This window comes from Dyella sp. A6 (assembly GCF_036320485.1).
In the GTDB taxonomy this organism is placed as follows: Bacteria; Pseudomonadota; Gammaproteobacteria; order Xanthomonadales; family Rhodanobacteraceae; genus Rhodanobacter_A; species Rhodanobacter_A aluminiiresistens.
In genome coordinates this window covers 2,589,004-2,613,214 of sequence record NZ_CP132911.1, presented here as the reverse complement: position 1 = coordinate 2,613,214, position 24,211 = coordinate 2,589,004, and the positions used below count along the sequence as shown (strand labels likewise).

The 24,211-nt window shown below is 65.3% G+C and carries 22 protein-coding genes and 1 pseudogene; 9 read left to right on the top strand and 14 right to left on the bottom strand.

Features of this window, described 5'->3' with window-relative positions; translation table 11 throughout:
- The first annotated feature begins 37 nt into the window (after positions 1–37).
- Positions 38–1,111 carry a GNAT family N-acetyltransferase gene (locus tag RA164_RS11750; protein ID WP_329741037.1) on the top strand — a complete coding sequence of 358 codons (1,074 nt, stop codon included), beginning with the start codon at positions 38–40 and terminating at the stop codon, positions 1,109–1,111.
- Positions 1,101–1,985: an arginase family protein gene (locus tag RA164_RS11745; RefSeq protein ID WP_329741036.1), complete on the top strand. Its 885-nt coding sequence runs from the start codon at positions 1,101–1,103 to the stop codon at positions 1,983–1,985. Before RA164_RS11750 ends, RA164_RS11745 begins: the two co-directional genes overlap by 11 nt.
- Before the next feature lie 12 nt (positions 1,986–1,997).
- On the opposite strand, the gene RA164_RS11740 is transcribed toward RA164_RS11745, so the two are convergent.
- From RA164_RS11740 to RA164_RS11705, 8 genes are all read right to left on the bottom strand, one after another.
- Positions 1,998–3,212, bottom strand: a complete 1,215-nt coding sequence (locus RA164_RS11740; RefSeq protein ID WP_329741035.1) for a DegT/DnrJ/EryC1/StrS family aminotransferase — start codon at positions 3,210–3,212, stop codon at positions 1,998–2,000.
- Between the two features lie 9 nt (positions 3,213–3,221).
- On the bottom strand, positions 3,222–3,626 hold the full coding sequence (locus RA164_RS11735; RefSeq protein ID WP_329741034.1) for a DMT family transporter: 405 nt from the start codon (positions 3,624–3,626) through the stop codon (positions 3,222–3,224).
- A complete protein-coding gene (locus RA164_RS11730) occupies positions 3,623–3,991 on the bottom strand; it encodes an EamA family transporter (RefSeq protein WP_329741033.1) in 369 nt (122 codons plus the stop codon). The genes RA164_RS11735 and RA164_RS11730 overlap by 4 nt, the downstream gene beginning before the upstream one ends.
- A gap of 10 nt (positions 3,992–4,001) precedes the next feature.
- Positions 4,002–4,832: an alpha/beta hydrolase gene (locus RA164_RS11725; RefSeq protein ID WP_329741032.1), complete on the bottom strand. Its 831-nt coding sequence runs from the start codon at positions 4,830–4,832 to the stop codon at positions 4,002–4,004.
- Positions 4,833–4,917: 85 nt separating this feature from the next.
- Positions 4,918–5,868 (bottom strand): efflux RND transporter periplasmic adaptor subunit, encoded by a 951-nt coding sequence (locus RA164_RS11720; protein ID WP_329741031.1) that lies wholly within the window; start codon positions 5,866–5,868, stop codon positions 4,918–4,920.
- Entirely contained in the window at positions 5,865–6,623 is a 759-nt protein-coding gene (locus RA164_RS11715; protein WP_412731027.1) for an ABC transporter ATP-binding protein, read from the bottom strand. The genes RA164_RS11720 and RA164_RS11715 overlap by 4 nt, the downstream gene beginning before the upstream one ends.
- Complete coding sequence (locus RA164_RS11710; protein WP_329741030.1) at positions 6,620–7,753, bottom strand: ABC transporter permease; 1,134 nt, start codon at positions 7,751–7,753, stop codon at positions 6,620–6,622. Before RA164_RS11710 ends, RA164_RS11715 begins: the two co-directional genes overlap by 4 nt.
- Positions 7,753–9,177 carry an efflux transporter outer membrane subunit gene (locus RA164_RS11705; RefSeq protein WP_329741029.1) on the bottom strand — a complete coding sequence of 475 codons (1,425 nt, stop codon included), beginning with the start codon at positions 9,175–9,177 and terminating at the stop codon, positions 7,753–7,755. Before RA164_RS11705 ends, RA164_RS11710 begins: the two co-directional genes overlap by 1 nt.
- A 207-nt stretch (positions 9,178–9,384) precedes the next feature.
- Here RA164_RS11705 and RA164_RS11700 point away from each other — a divergent pair, with 207 nt between their 5' ends.
- Both RA164_RS11700 and RA164_RS11695 read left to right on the top strand, forming a co-directional pair.
- Complete coding sequence (locus RA164_RS11700; protein ID WP_329741028.1) at positions 9,385–10,086, top strand: MtnX-like HAD-IB family phosphatase; 702 nt, start codon at positions 9,385–9,387, stop codon at positions 10,084–10,086.
- A 38-nt stretch (positions 10,087–10,124) separates the two neighbouring features.
- Entirely contained in the window at positions 10,125–11,531 is a 1,407-nt protein-coding gene (locus RA164_RS11695; protein WP_329741027.1) for an aspartate aminotransferase family protein, read from the top strand.
- Positions 11,532–11,649: 118 nt separating this feature from the next.
- Here the strand turns inward: RA164_RS11695 and RA164_RS11690 are convergent, their stop codons facing one another.
- Entirely contained in the window at positions 11,650–13,107 is a 1,458-nt protein-coding gene (locus RA164_RS11690; RefSeq protein ID WP_412731026.1) for a sensor histidine kinase, read from the bottom strand.
- Positions 13,104–13,778, bottom strand: a complete 675-nt coding sequence (locus RA164_RS11685) for a response regulator transcription factor (protein ID WP_329741026.1) — start codon at positions 13,776–13,778, stop codon at positions 13,104–13,106. Before RA164_RS11685 ends, RA164_RS11690 begins: the two co-directional genes overlap by 4 nt.
- 220 nt (positions 13,779–13,998) lie before the next feature.
- On the opposite strand from RA164_RS11685, the gene RA164_RS11680 reads away from it, so the two are divergent.
- Both RA164_RS11680 and RA164_RS11675 read left to right on the top strand, forming a co-directional pair.
- On the top strand, positions 13,999–16,227 hold the full coding sequence (locus RA164_RS11680) for a M1 family metallopeptidase (RefSeq protein ID WP_329741025.1): 2,229 nt from the start codon (positions 13,999–14,001) through the stop codon (positions 16,225–16,227).
- Positions 16,227–17,147 (top strand): hypothetical protein, encoded by a 921-nt coding sequence (locus RA164_RS11675; protein WP_329741024.1) that lies wholly within the window; start codon positions 16,227–16,229, stop codon positions 17,145–17,147. The genes RA164_RS11680 and RA164_RS11675 overlap by 1 nt, the downstream gene beginning before the upstream one ends.
- A gap of 52 nt (positions 17,148–17,199) precedes the next feature.
- Here RA164_RS11675 and RA164_RS11670 read toward each other — a convergent pair whose 3' ends face one another.
- The 4 genes and pseudogenes from RA164_RS11670 to RA164_RS11655 form a co-directional block, all read right to left on the bottom strand.
- The gene (locus tag RA164_RS11670) at positions 17,200–17,739 is read right to left on the bottom strand and encodes a GNAT family N-acetyltransferase (RefSeq protein WP_329741023.1); all 540 of its coding nucleotides are present in this window, start codon (positions 17,737–17,739) and stop codon (positions 17,200–17,202) included.
- Between the two features lie 204 nt (positions 17,740–17,943).
- A complete protein-coding gene (locus RA164_RS11665; protein ID WP_329741022.1) occupies positions 17,944–18,474 on the bottom strand; it encodes a hypothetical protein in 531 nt (176 codons plus the stop codon).
- A gap of 286 nt (positions 18,475–18,760) precedes the next feature.
- A pseudogene (locus RA164_RS11660) lies at positions 18,761–19,408 on the bottom strand (IS3 family transposase); the annotation flags it as partial.
- 122 nt (positions 19,409–19,530) lie between these two features.
- A protein-coding gene (locus RA164_RS11655; RefSeq protein WP_412731025.1) for an IS3 family transposase occupies positions 19,531–20,609 on the bottom strand; the annotation gives its coding sequence in 2 pieces (ribosomal slippage) (positions 19,531–20,351 and positions 20,351–20,609; 1,080 coding nt in all).
- A gap of 538 nt (positions 20,610–21,147) precedes the next feature.
- Here RA164_RS11655 and RA164_RS11650 point away from each other — a divergent pair.
- The 3 genes from RA164_RS11650 (at position 21,148) to RA164_RS11640 (ending at position 24,180) form a co-directional block, all read left to right on the top strand.
- Entirely contained in the window at positions 21,148–22,572 is a 1,425-nt protein-coding gene (locus RA164_RS11650; RefSeq protein ID WP_329741021.1) for a M20 family metallopeptidase, read from the top strand.
- 48 nt (positions 22,573–22,620) lie between these two features.
- Positions 22,621–23,325, top strand: coding sequence for a YggS family pyridoxal phosphate-dependent enzyme (locus RA164_RS11645; RefSeq protein WP_329741020.1), 705 nt, complete (start codon positions 22,621–22,623; stop codon positions 23,323–23,325).
- Between the two features lie 201 nt (positions 23,326–23,526).
- Complete coding sequence (locus tag RA164_RS11640) at positions 23,527–24,180, top strand: C40 family peptidase (RefSeq protein WP_329741019.1); 654 nt, start codon at positions 23,527–23,529, stop codon at positions 24,178–24,180.
- Positions 24,181–24,211: the final 31 nt, after the last annotated feature.

The window sequence follows — 24,211 nt, the reverse complement described above, 5'->3', positions numbered from 1 at the left end:
GAAGGATCCCCGTCAGTTTAGGCAAACTCGCTTTCCCATGTCTTTCGTCGCGCAACTGGAACCCGACGCCCTGCTCGAGGCATTTATGGCGCAGCCGCCGCTCGGTTTCGAGGTGGAACGCTCGCCGCAGGGCATGCCCTGCTTCGTGGCGCCGTTCGATCTGCTCACCACCGCCGACGACGCCCTGCGCCGGCGGGTAGGGGCCTGGCCGCTGCATCGCCTGTGGGGTCGCCTGCTGCGCTGGCGCACGCGGTTTGCCGGGACCACCGTGTCGGAATACGCGCCGTTGCCGCCGGAGGGCGAGCCCGCGACGCTGGCGCGTGGCCTGAAGCAGGCCTACGGTCGCGACTGCCGCCTGCTGATCGTGAAGGACATCGCGCAGGATTCGCCGCTGCTCGACGCGGCGTCGAATGCCCGCTGCAGCGCATTTGCCGAGGCCTGCCGGCGCGAGGGTTTCGTGCTGCTGGAAGGGCAGGCGCTGGCCTGGGTGCCGATCGATTTCGCCTCGACCGACGACTACCTGGCGCGGCAGTCCTACAGCCGGCGCAAGAACATCCGGCGCAAGCTGCGCGCGCGCGCGGACCTGTCGGTGGAGGTGCTGCGCACCGGCGACCCCTGTTTCTCCGACGAGGCGGTGTTCGCCGAATTCCACGCCCTGTTCGACAACGTCTACGAACAGAGCGAGATCCATTTCGACCGGCTCAGTGCGGATTTCTTCCGGCGCATCCTGCGCGACGCCGACAGTGGCGGGGTGGTGTTCGTCTATCGTCACCAGGGAACGATGATCGGCTGGAACCTGTGCTACGAGCACGGCGGCAAGCTGATCGACAAATACGTCGGCTTCGCCTACCCGCAGGCGCGCGAGCTCAATCTGTACTTCATCAGCTGGATGCACAACCTGGAATATGCCCGCGAACGCGGCCTTTCCCATTACGTGGCAGGCTGGACCGACCCCGAGGTCAAGGCGTTCCTCGGTGCCAGCATGACCTTCACGCGCCATGCGGTGTATGCGCGCAACCCCTTGTTGCGCTGGTTGCTGAAGCGGCTGGGCGGCCATTTCGAGGGCGATCGCCAGCGCCTCGCCGGACAGGAGCAGGACCATGACGTCTGACCATGCACTGCGCCCGGTCGTGCTGGACATCGACCGTTCGACCGGCGAGTTACCGGATGCCCTGGTGCTGCCGCTGCACGAATGGCAGGAAACCCTGCGCTTCGCCTGTTCGGGTGCCGCCATGCGCCGCTTCGGCAGTGCCCTCGACCGCCTGCTGCCGGCCCGCCACGGCACCGTGTTCATGGGCAGCGGCGACTTTCACCACCTCAGTTGGCCGTTGATCGAACGCCTGCGACCTTCCACCCCGATCCAGGTGGTGGTGCTGGACAACCATCCCGACAACATGCGCTTTCCGTTCGGCGTGCATTGTGGTTCGTGGGTACGTCGGGTCGCCGCGCTGCCGTTCGTGGAGCATGTGCACGTGCTCGGCATCACCTCGTCGGACATCGGTGGCGGGCACGCATGGGAAAACTATCTGACTCCGCTGCTGCGCGGCCGGCTCAGCTACTGGAGCATGGGTGTGGACACCGGCTGGGCGAAGCGGCTGGGCATTGCCCGCGCGTTCCGCGGCTTCGACACGCCGGAGGCGCTGGTCGATGCCTTCGTCGAATACCAGCGCACGCAGCGGCGGCCGGTCTACCTGACGATCGACAAGGACGTGTTCGCCCCCGAAGTGGCGCAGACCAACTGGGATCAGGGTCGCCTGCTGCTGCCACACGCGCTGGCCGTGATCGAAAGCCTGCGCCAGGGCCTGGTCGGCAGCGACGTCAACGGCGAGGTTTCGCATTACCAGTACGCCACATGGTGGAAGCGGCGGCTGTCGGCACTGGACGAGCAGCCGGAGATCGATCCGGCCCGGCTGGCTGGCTGGCAGGCACAGCAGCATGCGCTGAACCTGCATTTGCTGGAAGCGATCGCGGCGCGTGCCGGCTGAGCGGGTACCGGCTCAGGCGCTGGCCGCTTCGAGCACGCGGCAGATCGTCTCGAAGTCGGCCTCGTCCATCCACGGGCTGTTGCCGATGGTGAGGCTGCGCGAGGCGAAGTCGCGCGCGTTAGGCACGGCCTGTGCCGGCACGATGTCGGCGAGGTAGGTGTAGTCGGGCAGGGCATGGATGAACAGCCTGCTCACCCCGAGCCCGGCCTGCCACAGCTGCGCCAGCGCGTCGTCGCGTGCGCGCCGGTCGGGCAGCAGCAGCAGCAGGAACGGCCAGACCCCGGTCGCTCCGGCCGGGTCGTCGAGTACCTCGATGCCCGGTATTTCTTGCAGCCGAGCCAGACGCCGGCGTGCCAGTGCCGCGGTGTCGGCCAGGAAGGCAGGCAGGCGCCGGGCGGCACGGGCACCGACCATGCGTCGCCAGCGACCGACCGCATGCAGCGGCAAGGGTAGGCCGAAATCGTCGCCAACCGCCGCTACCGGGTCGCCGCGACGCAAGGCGCGACGCAGCGGCTGGCCGTAGGCCAGGCGCAGACCGCGCGGCCGGTACAGCGCGGTATAGCCCAGCAGTTCGATGCTGCGTCGCAGTTCCCAGCGCAGGCTGTACCGAGCGATGCGCGCAGCGGTGTGCAGCAGGTGTTCGCGCAGGTCCGGATCGCGTGCGGTGAGTAGACCGCCTTCGTAGATCGACAGCCCCTTGCCTGCGGCAAGACTGAAGAAGCCGATGTCGCCGGCGAGTCCCACGCTGGTTTCGCGCTGCCGCGCACCCAGCGCCTGGGCGGCGTCCTCGATCACCCGTGCGCCGACATCCGCGGCCACGGCGATGGCCTCGCCGACGGCGGCCACGCGGCCAGCCAGGTGGGTGGGGACAATGGCCAGGGTGCGTTCGTCGCAGACCGAGCGCAGGGCGGCCGGGTCCATGTCGTAGTGTCCCGGCCGCAGGTCGCACAGCACCGGTTCCAGCCCGGCCTGGTGCACGGCCAGTGGCACCAGTGGACAGGTGTAGGCCGGCATCACCACGCGCCGGCGGGCCGGTGCCCGTTCGTGCAGCGCCGCCAGCGCGATCAGCAGTGCGGCCGTGCCGGAGCAGGTCAGCTGCAGCGGTGGCGTGCGCAGCTGCGCGGCGATGCCATCGGCCAGCGAGGTGCGGCCTGGCAGCAGGTCGCTCCAGCGCGGCGGCAGGCCGGCCGTGGGTGGCAGTTCGTGGTGGCGGATCGGCGGCGACATCGCGCCGGCTCAGTCGCCTGCGGCGTCGTCGGCCGGGTGCTCGCGGCTTTCGGCAAAGCCGAGGCAGACAATGCCGGCCAGGATCGCCAGCGCGCCGAGCACCCGCGGCACGGTCAGCTGGTCACCGAACAGCCATACCGAAAGCAGCATCACCGAGACCACCTCCAGATGCGAGGCGGCGAAGGCGGGGCCGATCGGTGCGTGCTTGAGCAGGGTCATCCAGGTGAAGAAGGCGCCGATGTAACCCAGCACCGCACCATAGACCCATGGCTTGTCGAACAGGCGCAGCAGCCAGGCGGTATTGGCCTGCACCGGCAGTGCATGCATGCCGGCGAACTTGAAGCTGACCGCGCCCAGCGTGTCGAAGGCCATCAGCAGCAGGAAGCCGATCAGGTAGAAGCTGCCGCGTTTCATCCGGCCACTCCCACGATGGCCACGCCCAGGGTCACCAGCAGGATGCCGGCCAGGCGCAGGCGGGTGAGTTTCTCGCCGAACAGGAAGCGTCCCGCGATCATGATCGCGACGATGTTGATCGAGCCCAGCAAGATCGCGCGCGACAGTGGCAGCAGCGAGAGGAAGGCGATCCAGACCAGGAATTCGAGCACGTAGCTGCCGATGCCCAACCAGATCCACGGGCGCCGCGCCATGTACAGCCAGCGGGCCAGGCCATCACCGGCGGCAGGGTCGCCGGCAGCCGCCTTGAAGGCGAGCTGGCCGCCGGTGTCGAGCACGACGTTGACCAGCCACAGGGCCGCGACGGTGTAGGAGACGCCGTTCATCGGGCGCGACTCAGGCGGCGGCCCGCTGCGGCGCGCCGGCGACGCGACCGAAGAAGGCGGCGGAACGCTCGATCAGCGTACGGCGTTCCTTGTCGACGGTGATCATGTGGTAGCTGTCGTGCAGCAGCAGCAGTTCGGTGGGACCGCTGACGTTGTCGCGCACCAGCTCGGCGTTGCTCAGACTGGCCACGTCGTCCTCGCTGGCATGGGCGATCAGGCAGGGCGCGACCACCTGCGGCAACTGCCGCCGTACCGTCGCCGCGAGGCCGTACATCTCGGCCAGCGAATACCACGGGTTACCGGGCAGGCCGGCGGCGGCGCTGTCGCCGCCCAGCATGGCCGAGCTGATCTGCGCGCGCAGGCGCTCGTCGCGGATGCCGTAGGGCGGCTGTTCCATGAAGCTGCGGTTGCGGCCGATGCCCACTTTCTTCAGCAGCGGCAGCATGAACGACAGCCGCGCCAGCCGGGGGATGCTCCAGCCGTCGTAGCGGAAGGTGGCGCCGTAGACGCCCACGCCGGCGATCTGCTGCGGGCGGTCGGCAGCCAGCTTCAGCGACAGCAGGGCACCCATCGACAGGCCTCCCACGAACAGCCGGTCAACCTTTTCCAGCATGGCGTCGGCGGCCTTTTCCACGCTGGCGTACCAGTCGTGCCAGCCGGTGGCCAGCAGGTCCTCGGCATCGCCGCAATGGCCGGCCAGCTGCATGCCGTGAACGGTGTAGCCGGCGTTGTTCAGGCCCTTGCCGAGCAGGCGCATTTCCATCGGCGTGCCGGTCAGGCCATGGATCAACAGGACGCCGTCGCGGCCGCCCTCGAACATGAAATCGGTTTGCTGGATCACGGTCATCCTCAAGGTGGAGGGCTGCGCCTGCCGCGTGGCTGGGGCGCTGTCCCCGACGTTCCCAGCTTCGCAGCGTGCGGTTTCCTCAGTCTTTCGCGGCCGTTGCCGGCAGAAAGCGCACCAGCACGCGCTGGCCGATGCGCAGCCGCTGCGGCGTGTCGAAGGCCAGGATGCAGCTGACCGCGCGCGAGTTGGCGCGGATCTGCGGGTCGTTGTCCAGCGTGTCGGGACCGTACACCTGGCCGATCCGTACCACGTGGGCCGGCCAGGTGGCAGCGTCAGGGCCGCCGTCGATCAGCACTTCGGCGCGCATGCCCGGATGGACGGCGCCGACGAAGCTTTCGTTGAGCTCGGCACGGACGATGCGCGGCTTGTCGGGCAGCAGCACGAAGGCGGTGCTGCCGGCGGAGATGGCCTCGCCGGCCTGCACGGCCACGTGGACCAGCTCGCCGTCGACCGGCGCGTGCAGGCTGTCCTGCTGCAAGCGGTAATGGGCCTCGGCCAGCTTCTGCCGGGCCAGGTCGACGCCGGCCTGCGCGGCACTCACCTGCGCCGCGAGTTGTTCGCTGGCGGTACGTGCATTGTCGGCATTCTGGCCGGCATCGGCACCGCTGGCGGCAGCGGCCGCCAGGCGCTTGGCGCGGACCTTGGCGGCCGCCTGCTCGACCTGGGTCAACTTCAGCTGCGCCTGTGCGTTCTCCAGTTGTGCCTGCGCGGCCTTGATCGCGAGCTGGGCCGGCTCTTCGTTCAACTGCGCCAGCAACTGGCCGCGCGTGACCGTCTCGCCGTCGCGTACCGGCACGCGGGCCAGCATGCCGCTGCCGGGGATGGAAAGGTGAAGCAGGCCACCTTCAATGTCGATGCGGCCCTGTGCCATGGCGGCATAGCGCGACGCGACGGTCGCCGGGGCCTTGTCCGGCGTGTCGGCATGCCTGGAGCAGGCCGAGGCCATGGCGATGCCCGCGGCCACGGCAGCCAGGCGCAATACGGTACGGAAGCGGGAATGGGTTTGCATAAGCTCGGTGGTCGATGTCATGGCGTCGTTTCCACACGGGAGGCGGCCGGTACGCCAGGATGGTGGTCGCTGAGGATGCGGCCGTCTTCCATGGCCAGGACGCGGTCGGCGTGGGCGACCAGCCGGGGGTCGTGGCTGACACACAGTACCGTGGCGCCGTGCCGGTGGGCGATCGTGCGCAGAATGTCGATGATGGTCTGGCCGTTGGCGGCGTCCAGCGCGCTGGTCGGCTCGTCGGCGAACAGCAGTTCGGGCTCCTTGGCCAGTGCACGGGCGATCGCCACGCGCTGCTTCTCGCCGCCGGACAGCTCGGCCGGACGCAGGTGCATGCGCTGGCCCATGTCGACTTCCTCCAGCGAGGCGCGGGCCCGCTGCAGGGCTTCGGCCTTGCTCAGCCCGAGGTAGTCCAGCGGCAGTGCGACCTGTTCCAGCGCGTTCAGTGCCGGGAACAGGTTGAAGCCCTGGAACACGAAGCCGGTGTGGTGCAGCCGAAAGCGTTCCAGCGTATGTCGGTCCAGGCCGTCCAGGGCCAGGCCCAGGGCCTGCACCTGTCCGTGGTCGGCTTTCTGCAGCCCGCTGAGGATCGACAGCAGGGTGCTCTTGCCACAGCCGGACGGACCGGAGATGAGGGTCAACTCGCTGGCGTGGACGTCCAGGTCCAGCTCGTGCAGCACGGTGGTGCGGATCTGCCCGGAAACGAACGACTTGCCGATGCCGCGGGCCTGCAGCGTGACCTTGTGTGGTGCCTTCGGGGTGCTGGTTGCCGGCATGTTCATCGCAGCAGGCTCGCCGGGTCGGCACGGTTCAGGCTGCGCATGGCGGCCAGGCCGGAAACGATCGCCAGGCCCATGCCCAGCGCGAGGCAGGCCAGCGCGGTCAGCGGGTCCAGTGAAACCGGCACGTTGTTGCTCTGGCCCAGGGCCAGCAGGATGCCGCCCAGCAGCACGCTGCCGGCCAGGCCGATCAGGCCCACCCAGAAGGCCTGCTCCATCACCACGCGGCGCAGCGGCCAGACGCCGACACCAAGCGCATTCAGCGTGGCGTATTGCTGGATCGAGCCGATCACCGCGGCAATCAGGGTCTGGCTGGTGATCACCGCGCCGACCAGGAACACGATGCCAGCCAGGAACAGCACGCCGACGCCGGCGCCGGTGTCGAGAATCCAGTACAGCTGCGAGCGGCGGGCGAAGTCGCGCGCGGTCCATACCGTGTACGGACCGAACGAAGCCGAACCGCGCAGCCGCTTCGCCACCGCGCTGGCCTGCGCGGGGTCGCGCAGCTTGGCCAGGTAGAAGGTCATGCGGTGCAGGTCTTCCGGGTCGTCGTCGAGCTTGCGTGCCGTGTCCAGCGAGGTCACCACGTTGACGCCGCCGAGGGCGCGCAGGCCGTGGCTGATGCCGACCACATGCACGCGCTGGCCGTTGATCCTGGCGGTTTCGCCCAGGCGGATGCCGAGCGTACCGAGGTCGGCCTCGTCCACGATGATCGAGTCGGGCTGCTTCAGCAGTTCGCGCATGGCGGGCGTGAGCTTGCGGGCGAACATCATGCCGTCGGCATTGGCATCGATGCCGCACACGAACACCGACACGCCGCCACCGCCGCGCGGGCCGCGCCAGTTGCCGTCGACCCAGTCGAACGGCTCGACCCGGGTCACGTCGGGGTCCATGTACAGCCGCATGGCGACGCTGCGGTCGATCGGCTGGCCCAGGCTGACGCTCTGCGTGCCGGGATAGCCGGCCCACAGGTCCCCGGTGGAGCCAGTGATGTAGATGCTGGCACTGCCGAAGATACCCAGTACCAGTGCGGCCTGCAGCAACTGCAGCAGGCCGGCGAAGCCCACCGCCAGGATGGCCGGCAGGAAGCGCCGCCATTCGTAGATCAGGGTCTTGCGTGCCAGGGCCACCATCAGCGTGCAGCCTTTGTCGGCATCGACCTGGCATGCGCGTCCGGAGTGCGCGCATGATCGGCGTCCGCTGCCGGCAGTGGAGCGCCTCCCAGCGCCTTGTAAAGGGCCACGTAGGCCAGGTCGCGGGCAGCGCGGGCGGCCACCAGCGACTGCCTGGCCTGCTGCTCGCGGATCCGCTGGTCCTGCACCTGCAGCTTGCTGGCCAGGCCCAGCTGTTGCCGTTTGCGGGCCGAGGCCGTGGCCGAGTCCAGTGCCTGGACCGCTTGGCCCAGCGCCATTTCACGCTGCCGCGACTGGTGCAGGTCGCCCAGCGCGGTCTCGGTGTCGGCGACACCCTGCAGCACGGCCTGGCGATAGGCGTAGACGGCCGCCTTCAGCTGGTGATCCTTGGCATGCGCTCGGGCTACTCGCTGCCCCCAGTCGAACAGTGGCATGTCGATCACCGGGCCCAGCGAAAAGATGCCCTCGCCGGTGCGCGAGCGATGGTTGTGCGCGATGTTGACCGACCATTGCAGCGATGTGCCGATGCCGATGTGCGGGTAGATGTCGGCCCGGCTGATGCCCAGTTCGCCGAGGGCGCTGAGCACGTCCGCCTCGGCCCGGGCGATCTGCGGCTGGGTGCGCAGCAGGTCGGCGGGTACGGCGTCGAGTTGCCAGTGGCCCAGCCTGGGCTGGGCGCCGGCCTGCAGCCATTGCGGGTCGGGTTCGGGCTGGCCCAGCAGGGCGGCCAGCTGCTGCGCGCTGGCATTGATCGCCTGGCGCGGGTCGGCCAGCGCCGCCTCGGCCTGTGCGCAGTCGGCCTGTGCGTCGGCGACCTCGTCGGGCGAGGTCAGGTGCAGCCGTTCGCGTACTTCGAGCAGGTGCAGTTTCTCGCGGTTAGCGGCGAGTATCTCGTCCAGGATGCGTTCCTGCTGCTGGGCCGAACGCAGGTCGATCCAGCGGCGTACCACCTCGGCGATCAGGGTGACACGCGCGCCCTGAAGGTCGGCCTCGTTGGCATCCAGGTCGCCCTGGGCGATGCGCGCCGAACTCTGCCATGCACCGAACAGTGGCAGTTCCCACATCGCGTCGAAGCCGACGATGAAGTAGGACGCCGTGGTGTCCGGGTTGATCACGTCGTTGGTGGCGGCGCGCAGCGAGGGCAGGTAGTCGTCGTGGGCGTGCCGGTCGAGCAGGCGTGCCGCCTTCACCCGTTCCGCCGCCCCGGCCAGGGTGAGATTGCCCTTCAGGGCCCGTCCGACCACTGCGTTGAGCGCGGGGTCGTCGAAGGCCTGCCACCAGTCGCGCAGGTCGGGCCGGGCCGGGACTGCCGATGCCGGCGCGTTGCGCCAGGTCGTCGGTACCGACGGCTTGAGGTCGGGTATGGCGGGCGCCGTGCAGCCGGCGAGCGCCATGACCGCGAGTGCGGGCAGCAGGCAGGCCATGGCGCGCAGTCGGCGCGGTCGCCTGGAGAACGGGAGGCGTGGAGTGGGGAGTGACAAGGGGGCGGAATTCTCTGCGCTCAACCACGGAAGCATAGCCCGGCAAAGCTTGGTGTTTGCTTTTCCTGGCTGGCCCATGGGTGAGTCGGAAAGGGAAGCGAAAGGTGATGACCGCTATCGTAACGCTTTCTGATGACGGGAGCGTGCTGCGTGTCCGGATGGAACATCCTCTGTGACTTCGATGGGACCATTTCCGTTGAGGACGTCATCGACTCCCTGCTCGACCGCTTTGGCCGGCCGGGCTGGGAAGCGCTCGAATCCGACTGGCGCGCGGGCCGCATCGGCTCCCGTGAATGCATGACCGGCCAGGTGGCTCTGCTGGACATGGATCGGCAGGCACTCGACCATCATCTGGACGGCATGTGGATCGACCACGCCTTCCCCGACTTCGTGTCCCGTGCGCGCGACCTGCACGTGCCGGTACGGGTGGTCAGCGACGGCCTCGATTATGCCATCCATCGCATCCTGGGCCGCTACGGGCTCGACGATCTGCCGCTGGCGGCGAACCATCTGGCGCCCGGCACCCCGCCGCAGCGCTGGCAGCTGAGCTCGCCGTTCCAGGCCGAGGGCTGCCGCAGCGGAACCTGCAAGTGTGCCTGCGTGGAGCAGGCCCGTGCCTCCGGTGCCACGCGCACCCTGCTGATCGGCGACGGCGCCTCGGATTTCTGCGCCGCCGACCGGGTCGATTTCGTGTTCGCCAAGCATCGCCTGATCGAACACTGCCGCCACGCCGGCATTCCCTATGTGCCGATCACCGGCTTCGAGGACGCGCTGGAACTGCTGCCGGCGCTGCTCGATGGCAGCCTGCTGGCCGGCACCGCGCCGCAGCTGGCCACCCTGGCCGGCGCCTGATCTGTCTACTGAATCACGTTTTTCTGGATACCCCGCCCATGAACGCTTTCGACAAGAACACCGGTCTGGTGATCGATGACGCGCAGCTGCTCGCCGACGAGGCGAAGTACAGCTCCTTCGGCGACACCGTGCACTACGTGGATCCGCCGAAGATCTTCCGTACCTGCAACGGCAGCTACATGTACGACACGGCCGGCACGCCGTTCCTGGACCTGCAGATGTGGTACTCGGCGGTCAACTTCGGCTATGCCAACAAGCGCCTCAACGACGTGCTTAAGGCGCAGATCGATCTGCTGCCGCAGGTGGCCAGCCAGTATCTGCACCAGACCCGCATCGAGCTGGCCAAGACCATCGCGGTCGACGCCAAGAAGAAGTTCGGCCTGGACGGTCGCGTGCATTTCAACGTGGGTGGCGCGCAGGCGGTCGAGGACTCGCTGAAGCTGGTGCGCAACTTCAAGAACGGCAAGAGCCTGATGTTCGCCTTCGAGGGCGGCTATCACGGTCGCACCCTGGGCGCTTCGTCGATCACTTCCAGCTACCGCTACCGTCGTCGCTTCGGTCACTTCGGCGAGCGCGCGATGTTCCTGCCGTTCCCGTATCCGTTCCGTCGCCCGAAGGGCATGACCGCCGAAGAGTATTCGGATAGCTGCGTGAACCAGTTCGCGCGCCTGTTCGAGACCGAATACAACGGCGTGTGGGACCCGAAGACCGGCCAGGCCGAGTACGCGGCGTTCTACGTCGAGCCGATCCAGGGCACCGGCGGTTACGTCGTGCCGCCGATGGGTTTCTTCAAGGGCCTGAAGAAGGTGCTGGACCAGTACGGCATCCTGATGGTGGTCGACGAGATCCAGATGGGTTTCTGGCGCACCGGCAAGCTGTGGTCGATCGAGCACTTCGGCGTGACGCCGGACGTGATCGTGTTCGGCAAGGCACTGACCAACGGCCTGAACCCGCTGTCCGGCCTGTGGGCGCGCGAAGAGATGATCAACCCGACCATCTTCCCGCCGGGCTCCACCCATTCCACCTTCAACTCCAACCCGCTGGGCACCTCGCTTGGCCTGGAAGTGGTGAAGATGGGTTACGAGCTGGACTACGAGACCAGCGTGCCGAAGAAAGGTGCGCACTTCCTCGAAGGCCTGCGCGACCTACAGAAGCGCCACAAGGAGATCGGCGACGTCGACGGTCTGGGTCTGGCGCTGCGCGCCGAGATTTGCACCGAGGACGGATTCACTCCGAACAAGGCGCTGCTCGACAAGATGGTCGACATCGGCTTGGCCGGCGACCTGGAGCACAACGGCAAGAAGATCGGCCTGGTGCTCGACGTGGGCGGTTGGTACAAGAACGTGATCACCTTCGCGCCCTCGCTGGAAATCACCCACGAGGAAATCGACCTGGCCATCGCGCTGCTCGACCAGCTGCTTACCAAGGCCAAGAAGGCGATGTAATGGCTCTGCCGCGAATGGCCGGCATAGCGTCATTCGCGGCATCACGCTTTTAGTTGTCGAATTTCCCGTGCAGGGGAAGGTGGCACACACGGCGGCGCCCAGGCGTCGCCGTATTTTTTTATATGGCCGTGTTTTTTCCGGCATCGCTGGCCGGGAATCGTACTTCGACGCGGAAGCCGCCTTCGGGGCGGTTGATGTAGTGGACCTCGGCAGCGTGCCGTTCGGCGATGCGCTGCACGATCGCCAGCCCAAGACCACTGCCTTCCTGCGCCACGCCGGGCACGCGGAAGAAGCGCTCGCCCAGACGGTCGCGCCATTCGTCGGGCACGCCGGGGCCGTTGTCTTCCACGCCCAGGCATATCCAGGCGGCCGAGTGCTCCAGCGTCACCGTCACCGTGCTGCCGCGGCCGGCATAGCGGATGCTGTTGTCGATCAGGTTGTCGAGCAGTTCCTGCAGGTTGTGTTCGTCGCAGGCGATCCACAGCGGGCCGGGCGCTGCCTCGTAGCCCAGGTCGATACCCGCCGCGAGCGCCTCGTGGACACGCTGGCCGAGCAGTTCCGGAACCCGTGTGGCCAGGTCAAGCCGGGTCGTGGGCGAAGGTTCGAGTTCGACCGACTGTGCGCGAGTCAATGCCAGCAGCTGCGACGAGGTGCGGTTGGCGCGGTCGATCAGATGCAGGATCTGCTTCAGTGCATCGTCGACGATGGCCGGGTCGGGTTGCGCGTGTGCCCGTTCCGCATGCACGCGCAGGCCGGCAAGCGGTGTGCGCAACTGGTGTGCGGCATCGGCGATGAAGCGCTCCTGCAGGGCCAGCATGCCGCGCAGGCGGGCGAACAGTCCGTCGATGGTGTGCGTAAGAGGGCGGATCTCCATCGGCACGTCGGCATCGCCGATGGGGGCCAGGTCGTGCTCGCGGTTGGACAGACGTTCGGTCAGCGGGTCCAGCTGGCGCAGGCCGGTATGCACGCCCAACCAGACCAGCAGGAATACGGCCAGGATCAGCACCGTCTGCGCGGGGATGCTGAGCAGCAGGATCTGCCGCGCGACCAGGTGCCGGTCGCGCAGCGATTCGGCGACCGTGATGAACAGCTTGTCGCCGGGGTCCCTGTCGTTGGCTATCACGACCGTGGCCGCGCGCAGGTCGTGATGATCGCGCCGGATGGTATAGAGCACGGGCTGCTTGCCCTGCAGTGCCAGATTGGCTGGCGGCTGCAGGGTGGGGTCGCCGGCGATCAGGCCGTGCCGCATGCTGCGCACGCTGAAATGGCTGTAGTAGTTGTGCCCGTCGGGATCGTATTCGAGCAGGAAGCGCGCCTGTGGGGTGATCTGGCCGCCGGGGTCAACGGTGGCGATCATCTCCATCAGGGTAAGCGTGTCGCTGACCAGGCTCTGGTCGTGCACGTGGTTCGAATAGATCAGCGCGCCACCGTAGGTGAGCAGGCTGTTGAACAGCAGCAGCGCCATCAGCGGCACCAGCAGGATGATCAGCAGGCGTCGGCGCAGGCTCTGCCGTCCGTCCGACAGCAGCAGCCGGTACAGCCAGGGTTGCAGCCGCAGCATGCGCTGCCGCTTCATTCGGGTGTCACCTCTTCGAGCAGGTAGCCGAGCCCGCGGATCGTGCGCACCTGGGTGCCGGAGTCGGCCAGCTTGCGTCGCAGCCGGTGGATGGCGATGTCGAGGCCGTTGTCGGTCAGTTCGTCGTCCCAGCTACACAGTGCCTCGATCAGCTGGGCCCGGCTGGTGACCCGTTCGGGCCGCGTGGCGAGAGCTTCGAGCAAGCCGAATTCGCGTGCGGTGAGTTCAAGCGGCATGTCGTCCACCCAGGCACGATGTCCGGGCAGGTCCAGGCGCAGCCGGCCCAGGGTCAGTTCGAGTGCGCCCTGGGCGGTATAGCGGCGCAGCAGCGCACGCACGCGGGCTTCGAGTTCGGCCAGCGCGAAGGGTTTCACCAGGTAGTCGTCGGCGCCGAGGTCCAGCACGCGCACGCGCTCGCGCAGGCCTTCGCGGGCGGTGATGACCAGCACCGGCAGGCGGTCGCCACGCTTGCGCACGCGCTGCAGGACTTCCGAGCCGTCCGCGCCGGGCAACCCGAGGTCTAGGATGACCAGGTCGTACGGTGTGTTGCGCAGGGCGGTATCGGCGAGCAGGCCAGTGGCGGCGTGGTCGACGGCATGGCCGCTCTGCCGCAGCGTGGCACTCACGCCGGAGGCAATGGAGGGGTCATCTTCCGCGATGAGAATGCGCATCGTAGGGAGGTACTCATGGATTGGATACGGGCCGGTTGAACACGGGACGTGCCGTCCGAACTGCACGGCATCCGCAGCAGCATAATGCGCCGGGCCTGTATTCCGGCAAAGTGCGCTCCAGCGTCTTGACGTCGTGTCCATGTGAAGGCAGCGTGACCAATGGGCTATGACGGCTGGCGTGTGCTGCCGCAAGCTGGCCGGACAGATCTGGGGGATCGCGATGAAAACTGTGAGGAGGCGCGCCTGCCACCTGGCTCTTGCCATGTGCGTGATGGTGTCGTGGTCAGTTGTCCGTGCGCAGGTCGTGTCCGTGCCGGCGCCCTCGTCGAGTGTGGCTGCGCCCGCCGCGCCGATGGCGCCGATACCCTTCGCCCCGGCGCACCACACCATCATCACTACACCGAGCTCGCCCGACGCCTGGGGTGGCCAGCGCACCGGCAAGGAACCGACCCGGTCCGACCGCGTGGTCAGCTATACGATCGATGCACGGCTGGATGCGGCCACGCATCAGGTGGCCGCCACCGAACACATGACCTGGCGCAACCGCAGCAATCGCCCGGTCCGGCACGTTTATTTCCATCTGTATCTCAACGCATTCGCGAACGACGGCAGCCTCTGGTTCACCGAGCGCCGGGTGCTGACCGCGCATGGCCGATCGCGCGGCAATGCCGTGCTCAAGAAGGGACAGTGGGGCTGGATCCACCTGCAGAAGGTGCAGCAGGACGGTACAGGGCTGACGTGGAGTTTCGTGCACCCGGACGGCGGTCCGGCGACCGATCAGACCGTGGTGCGCTTCGACCTGGCCAGGCCGGTGCCTGCCGGTGGCACGCTGGCGCTGGATATCGACTTCCTCGACCAGTTGCCGCGGGTGGTTGAACGTACCGGCTGGTGGGGCGATTTCAATCTGGTCGGTCAGTGGTTTCCGAAGATCGGCGTGCTGGAACTGCCGGGCGAACGTGGCGCCACCCAAGTGCGCTGGAACGTGCACGCGTTCCACTTCAACAGCGAGTTCTATGCCGACTTCGGCAGCTACGACGTGCACCTGACCGTGCCCAGCGACTACACCGTGGGGGCGGTGGGGCATCAGCAGGGCGCGCCGGTACAGAAGGACGGCACCATCACCTACCATTTCGTGCAGGGCGATGTGCACGACTTCGCCTGGGTGGCCGCCAAGAACTACCGGATTCTCGATGGCAGCTATACCGGACCGGGCAGCCCGGTCGTGGCGGTGCGGGTGATCTATCCGCCGGAGTATAAGGCCAGCGCGGCACCGACGCTGAAATCCACCATCGATGCCCTAGGCTATTTCTCACGCACGCTGGGTCCTTATCCGTATCGCACGGTGACCGCGGTGATCCCGCCGTACAACGCGCAGGAGGCTGGCGGCATGGAATACCCCACCTTCTTCACCTCCGAGGGCTACGCGAAAATCGAGCCCGGCACGCTTAACCAGTACGAAAGCGACTTCGTGAACATCCACGAATTCGGTCACGGTTATTTCTACGGGATCATCGCCTCGAACGAGTTCGAGGAGCCGATGCTTGACGAAGGCATCAACGAATACTGGGACGATCGCATGATGCGTTCCCGCCACGAGGACATCGCGCTGGCCACGCCGCTGATGAAGTGGCTGGGTATCGTGCCGACGCTGAGCGGGTTCCAGATGGAACGACTGGCGGCAACCCTGCGGCATCCGTCCGACCCATTGGCGCAGAACAGTTGGGATCGTCTTTCCAGCACCAGCTACGGCACCGTGTACACGCGCACGGCCACGGCGATGCACGATCTCGAAGAACGCCTGGGCAAGGCGACCATGGAAAAGGCCATGCGGCTGTACTACCAGCGCTGGCGTTACCGGCATCCTTCCGTGGCCGATCTGCGGCAGGCGCTGATCGATGGCTCGGGTGATGCAAAAGACGTCAACGAGATCTTCAGTCAGTTCGTCTACGGTACCGCGCACATTGATGACCGGGTGGCGGACATCGATGCCTGGCAGGTGCTGCCCAAGGCAGGCGTGACCTGGAAAAACGGGCAGCCGGTGACGCTAGGCAGCGCAGCACTCGACAGGCAGATCGACAGCCAGCAGGCGGCCTGGAAGAAAGCGCACCCGGCCGCCGCGAAGGACCAGGGCGGACCGTTTCCATGGCACAGCATGGTGACGGTGCGGCGGGATGGCGCCCCGGTGCCCGAAACCCTGCAGGTGACGTTCGCCGACGGTACCCGCAAGAGCGTGCGCTGGGATGACGACCGCCGCTGGGCACGTTTCGATTTCGTCGAGCCGAGCAAGGTGGTGGCTGCCGAGCTCGATCCGAAGCAGCAGGTCTACCTGGATGCGAACAAGCTCAACGACAGTCTGACCAGTACGTCGAACGGTGTCGCAGCGCGTCGCTGGACGGCCGATGTTTCCGTCGTGATGCAGGCTTTCTATTCCATGCTGGTGACGCTGTGATGATGGCCTACAACACTTCCCGTCGCGCGGGCCCGATGGCCCTGGTTTCCGCCATGCTCACGGCGATGCAGTGGCGACTGCTGCTGCTGTGGCTGCTGTTCGTGCTGTTGCCGGTGGCGGTGGTCTCGTTGCCGCTGCTGCGCATGCTGGGCGGGCTGCTCGACCATTCCGTGCATGCTGACGCATGGGCGCGGCATTTCAATGCGCTGATGTTCGGCGACACCATCATGGCATTGAGCGGTCATGCACAGTGGTTTGGCGCTACCGCGATCCTCGGCCTGCTGCTCACCCTGCTGCTGTCGCCTTTCCTCGACGGCATGATGATCGGCAGCGGTCGCAGCGGGCGTGCCCTGGGTTTCGGCACTCTGCTGCAGAGTGGCTGGGCAGAATATGGGCGGATGTTCCGCGTGATGCTCTGGTCGCTGTTGCCGTATGCGCTGGTACTTGCCGTGGGCGTGATGGGTCAGCAGGTGGCGGGAAGCCACGCCAGGCAGGCGGTACTGCAGGCGCAGGCCGATGCCTGGGCGCATGGCGCGCACTGGGTGTTGCTGGCGGTGTTCGTGCTGGCGCAGACGGTTGTCGAATCGATGCGGGCGGCATTCATTGCCGATCCTGATCTGCGTTCCGCGACCCGGGCACTGGGGCGGGGTGTCCTGCAGTTGCTGCGGCGGCCGTTGCGGACCGTGCTGTTCTACCTGGTGGTTACCTGCGCCGGCATGCTGATGTTCGGCGGCCTGGGCCTGCTGCGCATCCACACCGAGGCGGTCGGTACCCACGGCCTGCTGCTTGCCCTGCTGCTGGGACAACTCATGGTGCTGGTGGTCGGCTGGATGCGGTTCGCGCGGCTGTTGGCGCTGGCCGAAGTCGTGCGCAGCTGGCGTCCCGGGCGTCGCGGGGGCGCCATCGCACCGGCCCGTTGAGCTTGCTGCCGGGTTGCGGGGCCCGGCAGTGACCCTCGCATGCCTCAGTCAGTCAGGCAAAGGCCCGGCGCTGCTCGACATGCGGTGGATAGTAGGCGAACACGTGGGTGTCGCTGCCGTAGAAGTCCATGTCCTCGATGTGTTCGCCGCCCAGTCGTTCCGCAACCCGGTCCGAGGCATCGTTGCCGATCCTGACCAGGCTGATGACACGAGGGGCGTGCAGCTTGTTCCAGGCGAAGTCGAGCACGGCGTTGCCCGCTTCCGTGGCAAAGCCGCGGTGACGGTGTTCCGGTTTGAGCATCCAGCCCAGCTCCAGGTCGGGCCAGCCTTCGGGGTGGAACAGCCCGACCCGGCCGATGAATTCGCCGGTGTCTTTCAGCTCCAGTGCCCACATGCCGTAGCCACGCAGTTGCCAATGGCCGATCAGCATCGCCAGCGAGCGCCACGCGTTGGTACGGTCCAGTGGCTGGCCGTCGCCGATCCAGCGCGTGCTGTCCGGATCGGCCAGCATGCTGGCGTAATCGTTGAAGTGCTTTTCGGTCAGGGCGGTAAGGCGCAGGCGCGCCGTCTCGATAACGGGTACGCTTATCATTTGCAGGTTGTTTTCGAGTGAGGTTATTGAGATAAAAATAAATTTTATTGCCTAGGTAAATAAGTTTTTCTTGTGTTCTTGACTTGTGAAATGCGCATCATACTTATACGTAAGTGTGAATAAATTGAGTCCAACTATTTATTATGCATAATAGTTAATTGTGCGTTACAATTAATAATTGTGGCGGACTGCTTTCTTCACTTGTTAAGTGGGTTTTGCGATGGCTGGTTTGGCAGTGATTAAAGGTGTATACTCCTTGATTTTGATATCTTTCTCCATGAATTTTAAGAACGATTTATCCATGTCCTTCCCAATTTTTTCGACGTGCCAAGCGTATTGAAATACGGGGCTTGCAGCGTAATCTCGCATATATTGTACCCACCCGTCCCATTGGGTTCTGCGGTTGCGACTTTTTAGTGCGTGCTTTTCATTGTATAGAATGTACGACCGTTCAAATATTGATACTAGTATTTGATATAGTATAAGTTGTCGGCGGTATTTTGTGCTGTCAAGCTCATTCCAGTTGTCATGGGTTGGCGCATAAACTTCCAGATTCGGGTATTTGCTGCAAACTTCAAGAAATTGTGTGAAGCGTTCATCTAATGAATCATAGGTTCCATTTTCGCGGTCTTCATTAGCTTTCCTGAGCTGCCACCAGATGCTCATGCCTGCAACGAACAAAGCTCCGGCTTGTATGGATTCGCCAATAATACTTATTATGTCTCTTGTGATCATAATGATGCTCAGGTCGGTGATGTTGGGAGCTGAGGAGTCAAGTTTAAGTCATTTAGTGAGCTTGGATGTTTCCTCATTCATGACTCCTTCGGAAATCTCTAGTACCTGGATTTGATGTGGCCTGTTGTTTAGAGATGGGTAATGTGGCTGCCGTTGAGCATGGTATGGCTGATAAGTATCAATGACAGATCCATGCCAGTTGTGAGGAGACTAGCACAGCATGGTAGCCTCAACGTTCAAGTGCAGCTGAACCGCCCCGAGTTCATCGGAGGCCGTTCGATTTGAGTCACGCGGCCTCGCTCAGTGAGCTCTTGGGTTGATAGTAATCGGCTTCGGCCTGAGCGGGTGTCCGGTAATAAATCGAGGAGAGCAAGCGTCGATGGTTGTACCAGTCCACCCACGCCAGCGTGGCCAGCTCGACATCTTCCATGCGTGGCCAGGGTCTGCGGTGGATGACTTCGGCCTTGTACAGTCCGTTGATGGTTTCGGCCAGCGCGTTGTCGTAGGAGTCGCCAACACTGCCGACGGAAGGTTCGATGCCCGTGTCGGCCAGTCGCTCGGTGTAGCGAATTCTGACGTATTGGCTCCCCCTGTCCGAATGATGGATCAGTGCCTGCCATGCCGGTCGCCGGTCATGCAGGGACTGCTCCAACGCACATCGAGCACAAAGTCCGTATGGGCCTTACGTGATACCCGCCATCCCACGATGCAACGGGCGTAGACATCGATGACGAAAGCCACGTAGACAAAGCCCTGCCAGGTCGAGACATACGTGAAATCAATGACCCGCAGCGGGTTCGGACGGTCGGCGCGGAAGTGTTGGTTCACTCGGTCCGGCGGTGATGACGTGGCCTTGTCGCTGAAGGTTGTACGTACCATGCGCCATGCGGCCACGAATTACGCCTTGCAGGCCAAGCCGACGCATCAACCACTCCGCACCGCTCGCTCCCGGACTTCTTTCGAATACTTCTGCTTCGCCATGGCCCCATCCTCTCAAGATCGGGAGCCTCCCGACGTCCCCCCGCTTTGAGTAGCGGGTCGGTTTAGAGTCCGGAATTACTTTAACTGCTTCGCGTAGGCGGCCGGTGTCAGCCCGCCCAACGCCTTCTTCGGTCGCTCCTCGTTGTATTCCCGCCGCCAGCGTTCAATCTCGGTGCGGGCGTGCAGCAGGCTGGGAAACCAGTGTTCGTTGAGGCATTCGTCGCGCAGGCGGCCGTTGAATGATTCGATGTAGGCGTTCTGGTTCGGTTTGCCCGGTTCGATCAGGCGCAGCTGCACACCGTGCTCGTGCGCCCAGGCGACCATCGCCTTGCCGCAGAACTCCTTGCCGTTGTCGGTGCGGATCGTCTTGGGCAAGCCGCGAATCAGCCCCAGGCGATCCAGCACGCGCGTCACGCCGATCCCGGAGATGGCTCGTTCGACCTCGATGCCGACCGATTCATGGGTGGCGTCGTCGACGATGGTCAGGCACTTGAGGACGCGGGCGTCGGCGGTGCGATCGAACACGAAGTCCATTGACCACACCTCGTTGGGCGCCGATGGACGACACAGCGGCTGCCGCTCGCTCACCGGCACCTTCTTCCGCTTACGCCGGCGCACCTGCAGCCGCTCCTCCCGATACAACCGCTCCACACGCTTGTAGTTCACCGGCTCGCCGCTCTCCTGCCGAAGCTTCAGGTGGATCATCCCCACGCCGTAGCGCTTGTGCCGCTGCGCCAGCTCCACGATCCGCCGTCGCAGCACCACGTTGCGGTCCGGCTGCGCCTGATAGCGGTACGCGCTGGCGCTCATGCCCACCACGCGCAACGCGCACCGCTCGCTCAGCCCCTTGTCGATCATCTGGCGCACCAACGCGCGTCGGGCCGGTGCGCCTACGGTTTTTTTCGCAGGACGTCCTTGATCACCTCGTTCTCAAGCATCTGCTCAGCCAGCAGCTTCTTCAGCCGCGTGTTCTCCGTCTCCAGCTCCTTCAGGCGTTTGGCGTCCGGCACGCTCATGCCGCCGAACTTGCTGCGCCACAGGTAGTAGGAGGCCTCGCTGAAGCCGTGCTTGCGGCACAGCTCCTTGATCGGCAGGCCGGCATCCGCCTCGCGCAGGAAGCCGATGATCTGTTCTTCGGAAAAGCGCTTCTTCACGTCCAATCTCCTTCGGTTGGGGGATTGGACTCCAAACGGCCGTGCTACTCAAAACCGGGGGGGCGTCGCTCCGAGAAAGCCGGGGTGGTTCAAAAGCCGGGGCGGGTTCAGTTGAAAATTAGCCGTCTACCTCGAAGTTTGAAGATAGATGCTTCTTGGCTAAATCCGGGCCGCTTCAGCGTTGCCTCGGCTGAGTTTGTGCAGAGTGTAGCGCAGCTGGCGCAGCATTCCGTGCCGCGCCAGTTGCTCCATCCTGGGAAATTGATCCTTGTCCGAATGCGGATTCCCCCCGCATGTGGCATTCCGTTGCGGCGACGTCCGTGTGGCAGCTGTTCCTTATCCGCCATGTGGGTAATGTGCCGTATGGGGGCGGGAATCGCCGCCAGCGGGCGAGCGCGATATGTGTAGGTATTGTGCGTATCAATATGTAGGTTAAGGACTACATTGAGCTTGTCGCCGATCGGTCGCCGACTGTTCGGGGACGCTCCCGGCGCACTGTTACACTGTACGTCTTTACCTGGTTTGTGGAGTCGCCATCGTGGATAGCAGCCGCCTTTCCCGCTTCGTCAGTGGCCTGTGGGACGACGAGATCGTGCCGAAGCTGGTCGAGTACATCCGTATTCCCAACAAGTCGCCGATGTTCGACAAGGACTGGGTGGCACACGGCTATATGGACGAAGCGGTGAAGCTGATGTCCGGCTGGGCGCAGTCCAAGCTGTCGTCGCTGCCGGGCGCGACGCTGGAAGTGGTGCGGCTGGAAGGGCGTACGCCGCTGATCTATATCGAAGTACCGGGACAGGGCGACGACACGGTGGTGCTGTACGGTCACCTCGACAAGCAGCCCGAAATGACCGGCTGGGCCGACGACCTGGGTCCCTGGAAGCCGGTGATCAAGGGCGACAAGCTGTATGGCCGCGGTGGCGCGGACGATGGTTACGCCATCTTCGGTTCACTGGCGGCCTTGCTGGCGCTGCACGAGCAGGGTATTCCGCATGCCCGCTGCGTCATCCTGATCGAGGCCTGCGAGGAATCGGGCAGCTACGATCTGCCGTACTACGTTGATCATCTGGCCGCGCGTATCGGCAACCCGTCGCTGGTGGTGTGCCTGGACTCGGGTTGCGGCAATTACGACCAGCTCTGGCTGACCACCAGCCTGCGCGGCATGACAGGTGGCGAGCTGACCGTGCAGGTGCTGGAGGAAGGCGTCCACTCGGGCGATGCCTCCGGCGTGGTGCCCTCGAGCTTCCGCATCCTGCGCCAGTTGCTGGAGCGGCTGGAAGATGCCGATACCGGCCGGATCAAGCCGCAGGAGCTGTATGTCGACATACCGCCCCAGCGCGTGGAGCAGGCGAAAAAGTCGGCCGAAGTGCTGGGCACGGCGATTTTCGACAAGTTCCCCTTCGTCGAAGGCATGCAGCCGGTGACCGATGATCTGGCGGAGCTGGTGCTCAACCGTACCTGGCGGCCGCAGCTTGCGGTGACCGGCGTGGATGGCATGCCGCCGCTGGAAAGTGCCGGCAACGTGCTGCGCCCGAAGACGTCGGTGAAACTGAGCTTGCGCGTGCCGCCCACGCTCTCGGGCGCGAAGGCTGGCCAGTTCGTCAAGACGCTGCTGGAAAAAGACCCGCCGTACGGGGCCAGGGTGAGTTTCAAGCTGGAAAAGGACGGCAGTGGCTGGAACGCGCCACAGCTGTCGCCCTGGCTCGAGCAGACCGTGGCCGAGGCGTCCGAGCACTATTTCGGCGCTCCGGCGGCCTACATGGGCGAGGGTGGCTCGATTCCGTTCATGGGCATGCTGGGCGAGAAATTCCCGCAGGCCCAGTTCGTGATCACGGGTGTGCTTGGGCCGCATTCCAATGCACACGGTCCCAACGAATTCCTGCATATTCCCACCGGCAAGAAGGTGTCGATGGTGGTGGCTGAAGTGGTGGCACGGCACTACGCGCAGGGTGCCGAGGGCTGAGGCCGCATCCATGTTGTCGGGCGCGAGGAGCTTCTTGAGGGATTCTGCATGGACCATCTGCATCTAGCCGCCAACTGGGCCGACGTGCGACATCGGGTTGCCGAGGCCTGTCGCGCCATCGGTCGCGACCCGGCGGAAGTGACGATCCTGCCGGTCAGCAAGACCTTCGGCATCGAGACGGTGCGTGCCGCCGTATCGCTGGGGATGCGGCGATTCGGCGAGAACAAGGTGCAGGAGATCCGCGACAAGGCGGGTGCGCTCGAGGCCAGCGGCATCGACTGGGTGATGATCGGCCACCTGCAGACCAACAAGGCCCGGGATGTGGCGCGGCTGGCCAGCGAAGTGCAGTCGCTGGACCGGCTGGAACTGGCCGAGGCGCTGCATCATCGCCTGTCTGTCGAGGGACGGGCGATCGATGTGCTGGTCCAGGTGAAAACCTCTCCCGAGGAGAGCAAGTACGGCCTGTCACCGGCCGAGCTGCCGGCCTTTCTGGATCGTCTGCGCGACTACGACAGCCTGCGTGTGCAGGGGCTGATGACCATGGCCACGCATACCGAGGATCAGGACGAGGTGCGTGCCTGCTTCCGCCTGCTGCGCGAGCTGCGTGAGGCCGAGATCGACCGTGGACATGTGCTGCCCAGGCTTTCGATGGGCATGAGCGGCGATTTTCCGCTGGCCATTGCCGAGGGCAGTACCGAGGTACGTATTGGTACGGCCATTTTCGGCCGTCGCAGCTATGGCAATAGCCCCTGAAGCCTGAAGCTGGAGCTGAAGCCCGCCTGCAGGGCTGCGTGGGCCCAAGGTGAGCGGAAGCTGGACGGCATTCGTGTACGACAGGGTCCAGTTAACGCGATCCGAACAAGCGGCCACGATCCCTTTGCTAAGTTCACGGCTTCATCACGGTCGTCGGCCATGCCGGCGATCGGGTTATCCGACCGCAACGGGGTTTCCCGCATGTCCTTCAAGCGCCTGACCGCTCTCGTCGTGCTGGTGCCGGCCCTCCTGGTGCCGGGTGTCGCGCTTGCGTCGGGTAATGTGCCTGTCCCTGCCGTCGTCGACCGCGTGACGGTGCCGTTGATGGACGCTCTGCCGATCTTCAATCCGGCCGCCCGGCTGGCCCAGTCGGTGGTGCCCAGTGGCCCGATCGCACCGCCTGTGCCTGCGGCCAGCGAACAGGCTCTGGACCTGCGCAAGACGCTGATCTCGCTGGCCATGAAGCTGCGCCATACACGTTACGTGCTCGGTGGCCACAGCCCGGCGACCGGCTTCGATTGCAGCGGTTTCGTGCGCTATGTGTTTGCCCATGCCATCGGTCTGGAGCTTCCCACCAACTCCGCCTCGCAGTTCCGCGTGGGACATCGGGTCAAGCGCGACCAGATGAAGCCGGGCGACCTGGTGTTCTTCCGCACGGCCGGGCGCAATGGCCGTGGCCGCGTCTCGCATGTCGGCATCTACATCAGCCACGGTCGCTTCATCCACTCGCCGCGGCACGGCGAGACGGTGCGCATCGACAGCCTGCAGGAAGCCTACTGGGCCAAGCGCTTCGCTGGCGCCAAGCGCCCCGATGCCATGGCCGAAATCGATTCGATGGCTTCCGACCGGGGCTGAGTCGTCGTTTCCCATCGGTTTGCAGACCGCC